Source organism: Neptunomonas japonica DSM 18939, from assembly GCF_000422765.1.
In the GTDB taxonomy this organism is placed as follows: Bacteria; Pseudomonadota; Gammaproteobacteria; order Pseudomonadales; family Balneatricaceae; genus Neptunomonas; species Neptunomonas japonica.
Map to the genome: position 1 here is coordinate 27,181 of NZ_AUGR01000013.1, position 13,940 is coordinate 41,120.

13 protein-coding genes are annotated in these 13,940 nt (G+C 41.4%); 5 read left to right on the forward strand and 8 right to left on the reverse strand.

The features are described 5' to 3' along the window. The first annotated feature begins 43 nt into the window (after positions 1 to 43). Positions 44 to 376 carry a low molecular weight phosphatase family protein gene (locus G511_RS0108850; RefSeq protein WP_036551740.1) on the forward strand — a complete coding sequence of 111 codons (333 nt, stop codon included), beginning with the start codon at positions 44 to 46 and terminating at the stop codon, positions 374 to 376. Between the two features lie 475 nt (positions 377 to 851). Here the strand turns inward: G511_RS0108850 and G511_RS22310 are convergent, their stop codons facing one another. From G511_RS22310 to pilB, 6 genes are all read right to left on the reverse strand, one after another. Then, positions 852 to 1,325 (reverse strand): hypothetical protein, encoded by a 474-nt coding sequence (locus G511_RS22310; RefSeq protein ID WP_051221769.1) that lies wholly within the window; start codon positions 1,323 to 1,325, stop codon positions 852 to 854. After that, complete coding sequence (locus G511_RS0108860; RefSeq protein ID WP_028469316.1) at positions 1,325 to 4,036, reverse strand: hypothetical protein; 2,712 nt, start codon at positions 4,034 to 4,036, stop codon at positions 1,325 to 1,327. Before G511_RS0108860 ends, G511_RS22310 begins: the two co-directional genes overlap by 1 nt. Further along, positions 4,029 to 5,735, reverse strand: a complete 1,707-nt coding sequence (locus G511_RS22315; protein WP_051221771.1) for a site-specific integrase — start codon at positions 5,733 to 5,735, stop codon at positions 4,029 to 4,031. The genes G511_RS0108860 and G511_RS22315 overlap by 8 nt, the downstream gene beginning before the upstream one ends. After that, positions 5,728 to 6,942 carry a site-specific integrase gene (locus tag G511_RS22320; protein ID WP_051221773.1) on the reverse strand — a complete coding sequence of 405 codons (1,215 nt, stop codon included), beginning with the start codon at positions 6,940 to 6,942 and terminating at the stop codon, positions 5,728 to 5,730. Before G511_RS22320 ends, G511_RS22315 begins: the two co-directional genes overlap by 8 nt. Before the next feature lie 248 nt (positions 6,943 to 7,190). After that, positions 7,191 to 8,414 carry a type II secretion system F family protein gene (locus G511_RS0108875; protein ID WP_028469317.1) on the reverse strand — a complete coding sequence of 408 codons (1,224 nt, stop codon included), beginning with the start codon at positions 8,412 to 8,414 and terminating at the stop codon, positions 7,191 to 7,193. 37 nt (positions 8,415 to 8,451) lie between these two features. Beyond that, positions 8,452 to 10,167, reverse strand: coding sequence for a type IV-A pilus assembly ATPase PilB (gene pilB, locus G511_RS0108880; protein WP_028469318.1), 1,716 nt, complete (start codon positions 10,165 to 10,167; stop codon positions 8,452 to 8,454). Positions 10,168 to 10,530: 363 nt separating this feature from the next. Here pilB and G511_RS0108885 point away from each other — a divergent pair, with 363 nt between their 5' ends. From G511_RS0108885 to G511_RS0108895, 3 genes are all read left to right on the forward strand, one after another. Further along, positions 10,531 to 10,950, forward strand: coding sequence for a pilin (locus G511_RS0108885; protein WP_028469319.1), 420 nt, complete (start codon positions 10,531 to 10,533; stop codon positions 10,948 to 10,950). Positions 10,951 to 11,026: 76 nt separating this feature from the next. Then, positions 11,027 to 11,455, forward strand: a complete 429-nt coding sequence (locus G511_RS0108890) for a pilin (RefSeq protein WP_051221775.1) — start codon at positions 11,027 to 11,029, stop codon at positions 11,453 to 11,455. Positions 11,456 to 11,485: 30 nt separating this feature from the next. Then, on the forward strand, positions 11,486 to 11,833 hold the full coding sequence (locus G511_RS0108895) for a hypothetical protein (RefSeq protein WP_028469321.1): 348 nt from the start codon (positions 11,486 to 11,488) through the stop codon (positions 11,831 to 11,833). Positions 11,834 to 11,913: 80 nt separating this feature from the next. On the opposite strand, the gene G511_RS0108900 is transcribed toward G511_RS0108895, so the two are convergent. Then, positions 11,914 to 12,303, reverse strand: a complete 390-nt coding sequence (locus G511_RS0108900) for a 3-phosphoshikimate 1-carboxyvinyltransferase (protein WP_245573878.1) — start codon at positions 12,301 to 12,303, stop codon at positions 11,914 to 11,916. 28 nt (positions 12,304 to 12,331) lie between these two features. Continuing rightward, a complete protein-coding gene (gene nadC / locus G511_RS0108905) occupies positions 12,332 to 13,186 on the reverse strand; it encodes a carboxylating nicotinate-nucleotide diphosphorylase (protein ID WP_028469323.1) in 855 nt (284 codons plus the stop codon). Between the two features lie 107 nt (positions 13,187 to 13,293). On the opposite strand from nadC, the gene ampD reads away from it, so the two are divergent. Continuing rightward, on the forward strand, positions 13,294 to 13,857 hold the full coding sequence (ampD, locus tag G511_RS0108910; protein ID WP_036551742.1) for a 1,6-anhydro-N-acetylmuramyl-L-alanine amidase AmpD: 564 nt from the start codon (positions 13,294 to 13,296) through the stop codon (positions 13,855 to 13,857). Positions 13,858 to 13,940: the final 83 nt, after the last annotated feature.

Genomic DNA, 13,940 nt, shown 5'->3' on the forward strand with positions numbered 1-13,940 from the left:
TTTTCGTACGACTCATATTTCCAGGCGATATGGAATCACACTTATGAAAATACTGTTTTTGTGTACATCTAACATTCACCGCTCACGCACAGCAGAAGATATTTTTTCGTGTGAAATGCCCCAACATCATTTTAAATCAGCAGGCTTAAGTGAAAAAGAATGTCGAAAAAATGGTACGACTATTTGTAACGAAGAAATGCTGAAATGGGCGGATAGGGTCTATGTGTTTGAGGCGATGCACTTTGAACGTATTAAAAAGCATACTGGATGCATGTATATTGATAAAATTCAGTGCCTCAATATTGAGGATATTTATCAGTACATGCAGCCTGAATTGATTAATTTACTGCATTGTGTACGTTCCCATTTGGGTTGACTGCTTGACCGAACTAAACATTTTTCAAGTACGCAATATTTGAAGTGGTTTATGTACCAGCGCAGGGGGGGAGGGGCGGTTATCTGTCTAGATCAGCGATGCATTTGAAGATGAGTGGACTGGACGCTTTAGCATTGAGACACTGTGTTGAACAATTTTAAAAAAGCTATCAATAGGCTGAACGAAACGTCCATTAGCAGAGCTATTTAGTTTTTTTCATTCCGTGCCGTCTTTATACGAAAAACCCCAGTACAAGGACTGAGGTTTTAGTAGGTAATACAAGGAATTTGAGTTTTTAACGTGGGGATGTTCCTACCACCACAAGCGATTTATTATGTTCCATCAATAGAATCTTAGCAAGTTTAATACCTACTTATCAATTCTAACGGTCAAGCTATATCGAGTTGTCTTTGGGAATTATCCTGCAATCTACTTCTGAATACTGTCTACAGCTATTATAGTTTCTGCTGATTATTCATTTTTTCTTGTTCCTTAGCATAGCAATAACTGGATCATTAAAGTCGAGAATGTTGTCATCTTTTTTCTTACGGTTCGCTTTAAGTAATGGAGATTTTTCAGTGAACTCTTCTGGGTCTATGTTTCTGCGCCGTGCGACCATTGCAGCGTAAGCAAGTGATTCTCGCGCTCGATCTCTTTCATCTTCAACATTTTTGATGCGCAGCTTTAGCTTTTCTATTTGAGATTCGAGCTCGCTTACTTTTGAGCGCTCTAGTGAGTACACCAAACCTTTGTTTTTGTAGCTTTTGACAAGCGTCTGGATGCGATTGAATTCTGATTTAAACTCTTTATTTCGCCACATCGTAGGCTTGCTTGCGCCAACCTTTTCGATGAAGTAATCCCATTTAAATGACGAAGGTTCTAAGATTTGGCGCTCGAACTGAGAGAGTAAATCAAAAGCTTTATTCCATTGCTCTTTACTAACAGCCATTAGTCATCTCCACACTGAAAGGGGCAGTCGTCTGGGTAAGAGCCATTCTTTTGAAATGGCATAAACTCATGCTTTGTTTCGGCAAATGACGTGCCCAATAATGTATCCGCCATTTCTAATGTCGTGTTTGCATTTTTGTATATGATAAGGTGGCGATCTATGTGTAATTTCGCTGCTTTAAGTCCATTTTCATAGACTTCTATGAGTCGTTCTAATTCAACAGCTGTCTTGTCGCGCTCGGCGATCAAAGTTTCTCGCTGATACTCATCTTTCAAGTCAAAAATGTAATGTTTGCAGCCATCACCATCAGAACCCACTAGACACATCATGTTCAGTTCGCATGGTTTGAGATTCAATGAGCGAATACAGTAGCCAATAGGGGTGTGCTGCGCTGTCTGCATATTTGCATCAAGATATTCAGTAATGTCCGTCACTGGAATCTTATCATGCTGAAATTGGCGTATTTTTTGAGGAATATTGCCAGCGAATCTATTCGAATCTTCTAGCATTAGCTCCCCGACAGCTTTCGCTCTCTCTGAGCCAGTGTTGTGATCATAGTGACGGCCTTGAAGCTCTGTACGGCCCATCCAGCGGTTAACAATGGCATCTGAAACACCTGCTCTGAAGAGAGAGGTTGTACGCCAATGCCGTCCTTTGTGTGATTGCCAGGTCTCAGTCACATGCAGAGGGGTGTTAACTTCATATTTAATAAAGCCATTATGATAGCGATCATTGCCAGTAAAAAAGTATCTAACGGCATTATATCCTAGTATTTCTGGGGCAAGAGGGTTCGGCTCAGTGCCTCCAGTTCCAAGATCTGAACGTAGGAATAGATGCTCAGATACCTTTTGCTCAACTTTGAAAGATTTTGACTGGATTGTTAGGGCTTTTGCTTCAAAACCTTTCTCTTTTGCTTCCTTTCGATCTTCGTTTGCATCTCTAAGGTCGGCTTCGTATAGCTCCTTCTCTAATGCGAAATTATTATCAGTAAAGCGATTGTAGACATATCTATCGATAGAGCTGTGACTGATGATAAATGCAGAGCTGACTGAGTAACGAACATACTGATCTTCAGTTTTTACTTTAACTGTAATCTTTTGCTTGCCAGTGATATCGAAGTCTTGGTTAAGCTCTATGAAGCTTTTATCGCTATTAGAAGACATAAGAGTTATTTCTGGAAACAGCTTTCTGAATGTCAGAACATCGATATGAGTAGTAATATCGTAGCTTCCATACGCATAACTAGTTAGCTTTGCAATGGCATCGTCCTTGCTCATTAGGGCGGGAGCGCGACCCTTTCCTTCGAATCCAGCAGGATTAAACGTATAGCAGCTCGCAGTACTTCCTTCAGCTGCCTTGGTGAGCGCTGAGATAGATTTATCACCAGAATTTTGCCTGTGAACGTCACGGCCATGAAGTAAAGTCAAAAACTCCTGTTCTGTGATTGAAGATGTGCGAAGTTGGATTTGATGCGCAACAAAATCAAGAATTGCCTTGCCGCCTACTGAATATTGATTTTTCCTAGCTCCAAGCGGTGTAACAGTAAGTCGTAATTCCCACTTTTCATAGGCTTTTACTTTTGATGGTGTTGCCTTAGCTGTACTGTAAATTGGGAGAATATCGTTTAACTCATCAAGTGTATATTCACGTAAAGGATCAACAGTTTTCTTCAGCGTCCATGCGGTTTGAGCTTCTATGTTCTTGAGTTCTAGAAATGTTTCTAAGTCGTTAGTGAGTATTTTCGCATCTGCACGACGCTCCACTTTAAACTTCTCTAAACGGGTTCTGATAGCTGATAGATACTTATTTTCTTCAAGCTCGATGGCGTGCTTGCGATACGGCTCTGTTAACGTATTTATCTGTTTAACAATATCAGTTAAAAGTGAACGCCAGACCTTTGGAATATAGCGTGAGTGAGGCGTCATGCCCTTTTCAGTCCAGACCTTACAGAAAAGTTCACCATTGACCTCTTGTATGCAGTCATGTGGTAGCCTCAAAACTTCGCCAATTCGCAGCCCTAGTCCGTACTGAAAGGATTGTGTGTAGATCGACAGAAGGTCTGAGATAATGCGATGATTGTTTGGGTTTTGTTCAAACTCTTCTTCGACTTTCCACTTCAGTTGAATTACTGCCCTTACAAGTTCAGGAATTGGCATCTTTTCCTTTAGTGCAGGAAGTCCTTGCTTCTCCTGTACTGCCTTGTTTTTCGTGGGGCTGAGCGTATCTATTGTTCCAGATAGAAGGTATTCATTTTGAAGAAATTTAACATACGCATTTAGGTCTTGAAGAGGATGTGCAGGTTGAGCGTAATGATCTGTCATCATCTGGAATGCTTGGTAATAGACATCATATGTCAAATCTTCAAGCTTGGTCATTCCAGCTTTGATAAGAAATGGAGTAATATTTCTAAAAGATGACGCCCGACTAAATGAAAGTGGGGTTGCTCGAACACGTAAGTCCCAAAGGTGCCCTAAGGTTAGCAGCTTGATGGTTTCTTCGACTTCAGTCGGCCAGTGTGTGCGTTTTTTGCCTTTGCTATTATCTGAAAAATAGAGATTTTCTCCAAGGTATCTCCATACGCTTGAATCGTAGCTTTGGCCTTTAAATACATCGAGCTTTGAGAAACGATCACGTGCTTGCTCACAAAGAATTTGATAGTTCGACTCAATAGAACGTTCGCGCTTATCGTTTAAATTAATAATGTTATTCATGCTGACTGCCGATGATAGGGGTTGCTGTTGAGGTCTCACCATTTTCAATAAACATAACTGCTTCACCTTCGGAGAAAGCGATAGCGGCTTTACACCCAGCAACTGCTTCATCTAATTGGTGAACGGCTGGCCCAGTAGATGTTCTCTCCAGTTTGTCAGTCTTTTCAAGTAGATTCTCTAGTGCGTTCTTATGCGCCTTCGTATCTTTGTTCGGGCAGAATCGGTCGCATTGATAGCAAGCTACAGCAGGCTCAAGCATACAGAGAGAACCTTTATGGCACTTACCGATAACGGTGAAGTATTTAAGTTCAATTATCTCTTCACCATATATGTTTCCCGTCTGGTCGCCTTCACGAGTCCAAGCTGCAACGAAGTGGCGTTGCTCGACACGCTTGTTAGTTGCGTCATTGAGAATTTCAAACATCTCCTGGGTATATCGAAAATAATGCTTCACTGAGCCTGTATTGCTATGATCCAGAAGATCCGCCACCTCTGCTTCTGTCTTACCTTCTGAAACTGCGTTGGTGCCAAGCGTGTAACGGAATCGATAAGGATTTAAGTGAAAGCGCATACATGTTCGAGGGGATCGCGGGATGAAGTTTGCGATGCAATTTAGACGGTAATAGATACCGTTGGAACTGAGGTGATGGCCTTCATCGGTTTTTTCGCTGTCATCGTACAAGTCCTGATATGGCTGGACTGTGTGATTAGTATGTACACCAGCTTCATCTGCATTCTCGCTATAAAAAGAGTTTTCGTGACGCAGCATATAGGGGTGTAGCTGGGAGTAGAAAAGTTTGGTTCTACGCATAATCAGAGGTGGATCTTTCAGATCTAATTCTCCATAAACCTCTCCATGTACTTCTATCAAACGACGAATCATCCCCGCAAGCTCATCACTTAAAATACGTTTCGTGAATTGCATTCTTCTAAGTTTCTGCCGCTGTTTAACACGGGGTACATTAAGGTAGGCTATTCCAACCTTATCACTACCCACAAAGTCTGATTGTTTCATCAATGAGATTTGAATAGGTCGCATTCCGAAGACGATGCTGAGGGCTAGAATTACACGGTCTTCAAGATGAATATATGGATTATTCACTGCTTCTTGAATGATTAACATCTCCTCCCGAACAAACGGCCCCATCTCTGCATCTAGGGTAAAGAGTGTTGAATATGCATTCTGAGTGCCACCACGTGAGAGTTTTATAACTTCAGCGTGAAAGTCGTATGGATATTCTTCATGTTCGTATGCGATCAGCCATTTGGATAGGGTTTTAATTGCAGTCAGGTCGCTATCTTTTCTAATATCTAAAATAGCTGCTTGAAAGGCATCAACAATACTCTCACCTTGTATAACGCGGGAGGTTATAAGCTCAATGCCTTCGCCATAGTAATTAACACTGCTGGGCATGTAGTGTTGGAGCATGTGAAACAACATGGCAGAAGTAATGCGATCTAGCTCTTCATCACCAGTAAAGAAAGGTGTGGTTTTTACTCTAGTAACCCTGCCGTTATCATCGGGCCATTGAATTTCCTTTAGCCACGAGCCTGAGTAATCCTTGATCTCAATCCGATACTCATGACGGCTGCTCATGTAGCGCTCAGATTCAGGGCTAACTGGCTGGAGGTAGTCTTGTCTGCTGTCGTTGTGTAACGCTTCTACTTCGATCAACTCTTCAGCTAATTCATTACTCATTATTTGAGTCGCCTTTTAAAACTCGTGATTGTACGGAAAGGGTAAAATCGCAAACCTTGCGCTGAATTGAACCTTTGGCATAGTGATCAGGCATTGCGCTGCCTTTAGCCCAGCCACCTGAGTACTCCATTAGTTGTGCCATGATGCCTTGCTTAGCAATCGGGCCTTCTGCCTCATGCTCCTTATCAATTTCATCACGTAACGTATCAAAATAGGTATTGCGTAAACGGTGTGGACTGAGCTTTCCTTTAAATTCGGGGTGCTTTTTGATCAGTGCATTTAAAGCATCATTAGGGGCTTGTACACTCATAGGTTTGTGATCATCGAATGATAAAAACACATAGTCTGAGTATTTGGCGTTTTTAAGAGTTGGAAGCACCTGAGTGATGTAATAGGTAAAGATTTCAACAAGCACATCGTTTAGGTGTACATCCCGCTCTTTGGTCTTTACAGAAGGGCGTTCTTTACGTGCATAGCCTTGATGTTCATCTTTGCGGATTTGGAAGTATTTACGCGCTTGCTTAGGGCCAACCAGGTTAAAGTCAGCGGTTTTTAAGCCAAGAGATTCCCCTTTGCGATTTCCGCCGAGAATCATTGTGAGGAAAAGACAATAATTGCGCCAACGAACATAGTTACTTTTCCACGGATTGAGCTTGTTCTCTTCAAGCGGATTGATGATCGATAGAAACTTTACTTTTTGCTCTTCATCCAAACCGATCTTATCGGACTTATTTCCTAAATACGGTGTTTTTCCGTGGAGGCCAAATGAAGTTAGCATCGTTTCAAGCTTGGCGCTGGCAGCCTTAATTTGAAGAGGGTCTTTAAGTCGTCCCTGATAAAAGCTCCAAACAAACTTCACAAAAGCTTTGGTTACGATCCACCGAAGTTTAAATGTGCCTGAGGCAACTATTTCTCCAGTATCCACACGTGCAGAGTAGAAAGCACTTAGACCCTCTATTTCACCTATCTGTAAATGGTCGCCAGCGGCGAATCGAGCACTGAGACTAAATCCTCTATTGGCACAGAACTCGTAAAGCTTCTTGATAACATCTGCTTCGGCTTTGAGTGTTTTATAAGGGTGCCCCTCATCGTAGCGCTGCATGGTGTAGCTCGCTGCTGTGAGATCCACAGATCCTTCGATTATCACTAAAGGAAGATGCTGATTGGCTAATTTATCAAACTTAGTACTGGCAACTTGTATATTCATAAGTATTGCTCAAAATGAAACACTTTTTAAGTCCTGCGACTTATCTATTTTAGGATAGGGTTTTGAGAAAGCCAACAAAATAATGAAACGATAGTTATGGCATACGACTAACGTAAATTTTTTATATTAAATGAAACGTTTTATTTTGGAGCCTAAAAAGAAGGAGGTGCCTGAAAGATAATAAAAAAGGGGGCTGTAGTGGAATAGCCCCCTTAAAATGAAACGTTAGTAATTTTGACTTAGCTAAGCTAAACGACGTTACCTAGCTGGAATATTGGTAAATACATAGCAATAACCAAACCACCAACTAAGACGCCTAGAACAGCCATAATCATTGGTTCCATAAGGCTAGAAAGATTATCTACTGCATTGTCGACTTCTTCTTCATAGAAAGCTGCCACCTTATCGAGCATCATGTCTAGTGAGCCAGCTTCTTCCCCTATAGCGATCATCTGAATAGCCATATTAGGAAAGATACCTGTCATAGTGACTGCGTTTTGCAGGGATTGGCCAGTCGATACGCCGTTACGGATCTGAATGATTGCCGTACGATAGACGACATTGCCGGCAGCTCCTGAAGCAGAATCTAACGCGTTGACCAGAGGTACGCCGGCAGCAAACGTGGTAGAAAGCGTACGAGTGAAACGAGCTATGGCAGCTTTGTGAAGTATTTCACCAAGCACGGGTAATTTTAATACTGCTCTATCGATAAAATCCGCAAACTTTTGTGATTTCTCTTTTACTTTGACGAAGGTATAGCCGATTAATATGAATCCTACAAGGGCTATAAACCAGTAGGATTGGGCAAATACCGAAAGCTTGAGTACAAACTGAGTAAATGCAGGCAGTTCTGCACCAAAACTTGAGAAAACACTTTCAAACTGAGGTACTACTTTAACCAACAAGATAGCGGAAACAATAATACCAACAAATAGCACTGCTGCAGGGTAGGTCATTGCTTTCTTGATTTTTTTCTTTAATGATTCAACTTTTTCTTTGTAAGTGGCGATACGGTCAAGCATTGTCTCTAGTGCCCCTGACTGTTCGCCAGCACTAACTAAACTGCAATATAGGTCATCAAAGTATTTAGGGTGGTCGGCTAAAGATACGGCAAAATCTTGTCCGCCATTGACGGAGGAGCGTATGTCATAGATTAATTCTTTAACTTTAGTCTTTTCAACGCCATTGGCAACAATATCCATGCCTTGAAGTAGGGGGACCCCTGCACGCATCATAGTGGCTATTTGTCGGGTGAAGTAAGCAATATCTAATGGCTTTATTGGCTTGTTCTTATCGCTGAATAGAGATATTGACGATTCTCTAGTAAGTTTCTTGGGTAAAATTCCTTGCTTGCGCAATAGTGCTTTAGCATTTGCTACATCACTGGCATCAATTTTACCTTTACTGGTATTGCCGCTTTTATCTTTGCCTTGCCAATTATAAGTGATGGATTTTTTTTGTTTTGCAGCCATGTCAATTGATCTCTCTCAAGCCATTAAGTTAAAGCTATTAGGTCTTAATAACGCGATTCATTTCATCTAGGCTAGTAAGCCCTTGTGCAACTTTGTCTAACCCGGTTTGACGAAGTGGTCTGAAGCCTTGTTCTTGAGCAATGCGGATAATATCAATAGAGGAGCCGTTGTTCATAATGACTTCAGCTATTTCTGGCGTCATGGGTAACATTTCATAGATACCAACACGACCTTTATAGCCTCTAGTGCATTTAGGGCAACCATCAGGGTTTGCTTCATATAGATCAATACTACGAAGCTGTTCTGGAGAAAACCCTTCTTCTATTAAAGCAGCTTCTGGTACAGATGCAGGTTTTTTACAAGGCTCGCATAAGCGTCGTGCGAGGCGCTGTGCAATAATTAAGCTAACAGAGGTGGCAATGTTGAATGATGCAACGCCCATATTACGCAAACGTGTTAATGTCTCAGGGGCGCTGTTAGTGTGCAGGGTTGATAAAACCATATGGCCAGTTTGAGCCGCTTTAATAGCAATTTCGGCTGTTTCCAAATCACGAATTTCCCCTACCATAACTACATCCGGGTCTTGACGTAAGAACGAGCGTAAGGCTTCTGCAAAGTTTAAACCTACTTTTGCATTAACATGTACCTGGTTTATCCCCTCAAGGTTTATCTCGACGGGGTCTTCAGCAGTAGATATGTTTAATTCAGGGGTGTTCAGAATATTAAGCCCGGTATAGAGTGTTACTGTTTTACCGCTACCAGTAGGGCCTGTAACTAGTATCATCCCTTGCGGCTTATGCAGTGTGCTCATATACAGATCATTTTGGACTTGGCTAAAACCTAAAGCATCTACCCCCATTTTCGCACTGGAAGGGTCCAGTATACGTAATACTATTTTTTCTCCCCATAGCGTAGGCAGGGTATTAACACGAAAATCAATGGCGCGATTTTTTGAGATTTTCATTTTAATACGCCCATCTTGAGGCATACGCCGTTCAGAAATATCCATTTGTGACATGACTTTTAAACGGGCTGATAAACGTTTAGCAAGGTTGTTTGGTGGCTTGGCAATTTCTTGTAATATGCCATCGATGCGGCTACGGATACGGTAGCTTTTTTCATATGGCTCAAAGTGAATATCCGAAGCGCCTTTTTTTATGCAGTCTAGTAATATCTTATTTACAAACCGCACGATAGGAGCGTCTTTAGAAGCATCCTCGCTGGTTTGTTCCTCTTCTTCTTCTTTGCTGCTGCCATCATCAATTTCTAGAGAGTCTAAATCGGTATCATCTAGCTCTTCAAGGGCTGAGCCTTGGTCATCAAGGAATGCCTCAATAAGTTGTTTGAGTTTGTCTTCTTCAACAATAACGCCCTCGGTCGTTATTCCAGTGTGGAATTTAAACTCATCAAGTGCTTGAATATTGGTTGGGTCTGCTAAAGCAACATATAGCCGGTTATCACGCTTTACCAAAGGCAGGGCATGGTGCTTAGAAATCAAATTATCAGCAACGACTCCTTGGGGAATAGATTCTGTATTAACACAGTTTAGGTCGAGTAAGGGGAGACCAAATTCATCAGAAGCAGCACTTGCTGCACGGTGAGCGGTGACTAAACGTTCATCAATTATATGACTGATAAAAGGTTTTTGAGAAGCGCGGGCTTTTTCAATGGCGTTGCGCGCTACATCCGCTGAAAAAACTCCATCTTTAACCAGTCTTCTTGCTAAACCGCTTAAAGGTTGCTGAACCTGCATGATCTCTCCTTAGTTCTACTGTAATTGCTAGTTCCATCACTGTCGTAATTATTATAGCTCTTGAGAGCTATAATAGAGGTTGCACATAATAATAGTTTTAATTTGGATCCCCCCCTTCACAAGCCGTAAATAATTATAGGCTAAAATACTGGCAGCAACATCATTAACTAAAGCGTATAAATAAAGGTGGAGTTTTTATATTAGATTTAATCAATTTTTTTCTTGTGTCTGTGGTAATTACAAAAAGCTGGTCTACACTGGTCAGTAAGTAGCACTTGTACAGAGGAATCGATACAAGGGAATACGGATTTACCAACTTAATTTGAGTTTCGAAAAATCGCTGGAGAAGTACAAATGAGAAATATGAAAAAACAACAAGGTTTTACATTGATCGAGCTGATGATTGTAGTTGCGATTATCGGTATTTTGGCAGCGATTGCTTTGCCTGCGTACCAAGACTACACAACACGTGCCCGTGTAACTGAAGGCTTGTCTTTAGCCAGTGGTTTTAAAGCGACGGTAGGTGAGAATATCTCATCAAATGGTGGAGTAATAAATGCTTCTGGTGGTCAGTGTGCTGGCGTTACAGATCTTGGTGCAACAGGTGCTGTAGCTTCTGTTACATGTGCTGATGCGACTGGGATTATTACAGCAACTATGGCTGCTAATGCTAATAGTGCTGTGCTGCTGCTAACTCCTACAGCTGCTGCAGGAACTCCGATTACTTGGGCGTGTAGTACTACAACTGATCAGCGCTTTGTTCCTGGTGAGTGTCGTAACTGATTTAGCGTAAATGCTCTAACTTAAATGCCGTGCTCTTAACCAAGAGCGTGGCATTTTTAATTTAAAGCGATAAAAAATGATGTTAAAACAAACTGGCTTTACATTAATTGAGTTAATGATTGTTGTGGCTATTATTGGTTTGTTGTCTGCTATTTCAATTCCTGCCTATCAAAACTTCACTATACGATCGAGAATTTCAGAGGCATTGATTTTTGCTGGGATGGATAAAGTTACTGTCGGTGAAAATATTTCACTGAATAATGCCATAAATTCGGGTTCTTGTTCGGGTGTACACATAGTTGCAGTAGCCAGTAGTACTGCTAATATTCTTTCATCTTCATGCGATGCATTAACAGGTACGCTCGTTTATAATACGACAGTAAAAGCGGGCAGTATTACACTACGCCTTCAGCCTACATTAGATATCACTGGTTCAGTTACATGGGATTGTTTGGTTGATACAGCGGCGAACAATAAATTTGTTCCTTCGGAGTGTCGTATATAAATACAAAATTTTTTGAATCAATGGACATATATGAAACGCACAATCATTATTCTTCTTATCGCTGCTTGCGTAGCTGTCACTCTATATATCAACCAGACAAAAAAACTAATACCCCCTGAGGTTAAGGCAAAGGTTGAGCAGACTTTGTTGGATGATGTTTTGTTTCCTGCACGTCCTGTATGGTGGAGCGATGATAAAATTCTTGCAGTGGGTATCGCATCAGAAAGCATGACGGGTAATGCCGCAGCTGAGAAAGCATGTCAGTTACTTAAAAACCGTTCATTGCCTATCTCCGGGTTAATTATTGAAGTTTACGATGTGATTAAAATTCAAAAGGCCGATGACTGGAGCCTGTTAGGCTCAGGAAAGTGCCCGTAAGGTAGATTTTTATACTGTAAAACGACGTACTAAAATGATATAAAGTGCAGCCATTTCTTATTAATGGCTGCATATCGTATTTACATTAAGAACTGGTTCTTAAACCAACCCCACAGTCCTAAAGAGTAATTTGGGAATAGATCTATACCCATTGCAGACTTTATTAAATAAAGAACAATAAGTCCTAGCAATGTAGCAAAAGCCAAAAAAAGAGCTATCGCAAATGTCGTAGCCATGCGGGATAGCTCCTGTTCACGTCTTGTTAGATCGCGTTTGTTTCTACCTGCAAGAAAAACAAAATAATAACGCCAGCGCCAGATACGAAGAGTACCGCGCAGGTCTACTTTGTGCTGCCCCCATTTTCTTGCGCCAAAGGCTACTTTGAGGGCAGATAGCTGTTCTTGGCTAAAAGACTCTTTCAGATCATCAGGTAATCGTTCTTTCAAACCGTTTATAAAAGAGTCGCTCACTATTGATTCTTGTCCTTAAGGTGAATAGTTAGATCAGACGCATGGACAAGTCAGTTGCACGACAGTGCTTTGTTAGTGCGCCAATTGATATGTAGTCAACACCGGTCTGAGCTATTGGCAGTAGAGTTTCATCTGTAATGTTACCTGATGCTTCTAATTTAGCTTGGGAGTCTTTTGCTAGTGCCTGATTGATAGACACGGCTTCGCGCATTTCATCTTCTGTGAAATTATCGAGCATTATAATATCGGCTCTAGCCTTAAGCGCTTGGTGGAACTGTTCAAGAGTTTCAACTTCAACTTCAACTTTTTTATTAGGAGCATTCTTTTTTGCTGTTTCAATAGCTTGAGCTATACCACCGCAAGCCATGATGTGATTTTCTTTAATCAAAAATGCATCATAAAGACCGATACGGTGGTTGTAACACCCACCACAAGTAACAGCATATTTTTGAGCCATACGTAGTCCGGGTATGGTTTTTCGGGTATCAAGTAAGCGTACTGAAGTGCTGGCCACTTTATCTGCATATTGCTGGCTAATAGTTGCGGTACCAGAAAGTGTTTGTAAAAAATTAAGAGCACAGCGTTCTGCTGTTAGTAGTGAGCGAGCCGCTCCTGTAGCAGTAAAGAGAACTTGATCGGGTTTTATTCGGTCGCCGTCTTTTACTTGCCATTGAATTTGCATATCAGGATCTACTTGATGAAATACCTCATCAACCCATGCGGAACCGCTGATCACTGCAGACTCGCGTGAAATAACACGTGCAGTTGCTTGCTCTGTTTGAGAAATTAACATGGCAGTGATATCGCCGGTGCCGACATCTTCAGCTAATGCGGCAGTGACGTTTGCGAAAATAACAGGTTTAAGGTCAGTGGTAGTTAGCATGAAGGTCCGGCCTTTTAAATAAAGGGTTGTATAAATTTTACGTGGTAAAATACGTAAATTGAAGCAATGACGATTTTAACTGAATAGTATCAAGGCGAGTAGGTAAAGTGCTGAAAACAGCTTATAAAGTTCATGGTGGCCGATTGCAAGGCAGTAAGTGGTGCCCTTCGCCTAATTATAATGAGCGAGCGCAACAAGTCAGTGTTGATGTGTTGGTCATTCACAATATTAGTTTGCCTCCTGCACAGTTTTGTAATGGCTATATTGAGGCATTTTTTCAAAATCGTTTGCCTACAAATGAGCACTCATACTTCACTGAAATTGCTGAGTTACAGGTGTCGGCTCATCTTTTAATTACACGCAATGGTGGTGTGATCCAGTTCGTTAATTTGAATGACAGAGCCTGGCATGCGGGAGAGTCTTGCTTTGAAGGGAGAAATAACTGCAATGATTTTTCTATAGGTATAGAGATGGAAGGTACTGATGATTTACCCTATACCTATCAACAGTATCAAGTGCTTGTTAGTGTAACAAACTCGCTTATTGAAGCTTATCCTCAGATTAGCCGGCGGTCGATTGTTGGTCATGTTGATATTGCGCCGGGAAGAAAGACTGATCCTGGAGAATCGTTCAATTGGCCTTATTTTAAGCAGCTACTTTGTGAATTATAGCCGAATCCTTAGAGGCCCTGTTTGGGTACTTTATTAGAGGTGAACGTTATTCTTAAGTACAGTTTTCTCGACGCATTAACGCT

Bases quoted from the DNA above. Each gene is read 5' to 3' on its own strand.
- G511_RS0108895 (WP_028469321.1), top strand. From the start codon at position 11,486: ATGAAACGCACAATCATTATTCTTCTTATCGCTGCTTGCGTAGCTGTC.
- G511_RS22320 (WP_051221773.1), bottom strand. From the start codon at position 6,942: ATGAATATACAAGTTGCCAGTACTAAGTTTGATAAATTAGCCAATCAG.
- G511_RS0108875 (WP_028469317.1), bottom strand. From the start codon at position 8,414: ATGGCTGCAAAACAAAAAAAATCCATCACTTATAATTGGCAAGGCAAA.
- G511_RS22310 (WP_051221769.1), bottom strand. From the start codon at position 1,325: ATGGCTGTTAGTAAAGAGCAATGGAATAAAGCTTTTGATTTACTCTCT.
- G511_RS22315 (WP_051221771.1), bottom strand. From the start codon at position 5,735: ATGAGTAATGAATTAGCTGAAGAGTTGATCGAAGTAGAAGCGTTACAC.
- G511_RS0108860 (WP_028469316.1), bottom strand. From the start codon at position 4,036: ATGAATAACATTATTAATTTAAACGATAAGCGCGAACGTTCTATTGAG.
- G511_RS0108850 (WP_036551740.1), top strand. From the start codon at position 44: ATGAAAATACTGTTTTTGTGTACATCTAACATTCACCGCTCACGCACA.
- G511_RS0108890 (WP_051221775.1), top strand. From the start codon at position 11,027: ATGATGTTAAAACAAACTGGCTTTACATTAATTGAGTTAATGATTGTT.
- G511_RS0108885 (WP_028469319.1), top strand. From the start codon at position 10,531: ATGAAAAAACAACAAGGTTTTACATTGATCGAGCTGATGATTGTAGTT.
- nadC (WP_028469323.1), bottom strand. From the start codon at position 13,186: ATGCTAACTACCACTGACCTTAAACCTGTTATTTTCGCAAACGTCACT.
- pilB (WP_028469318.1), bottom strand. From the start codon at position 10,167: ATGCAGGTTCAGCAACCTTTAAGCGGTTTAGCAAGAAGACTGGTTAAA.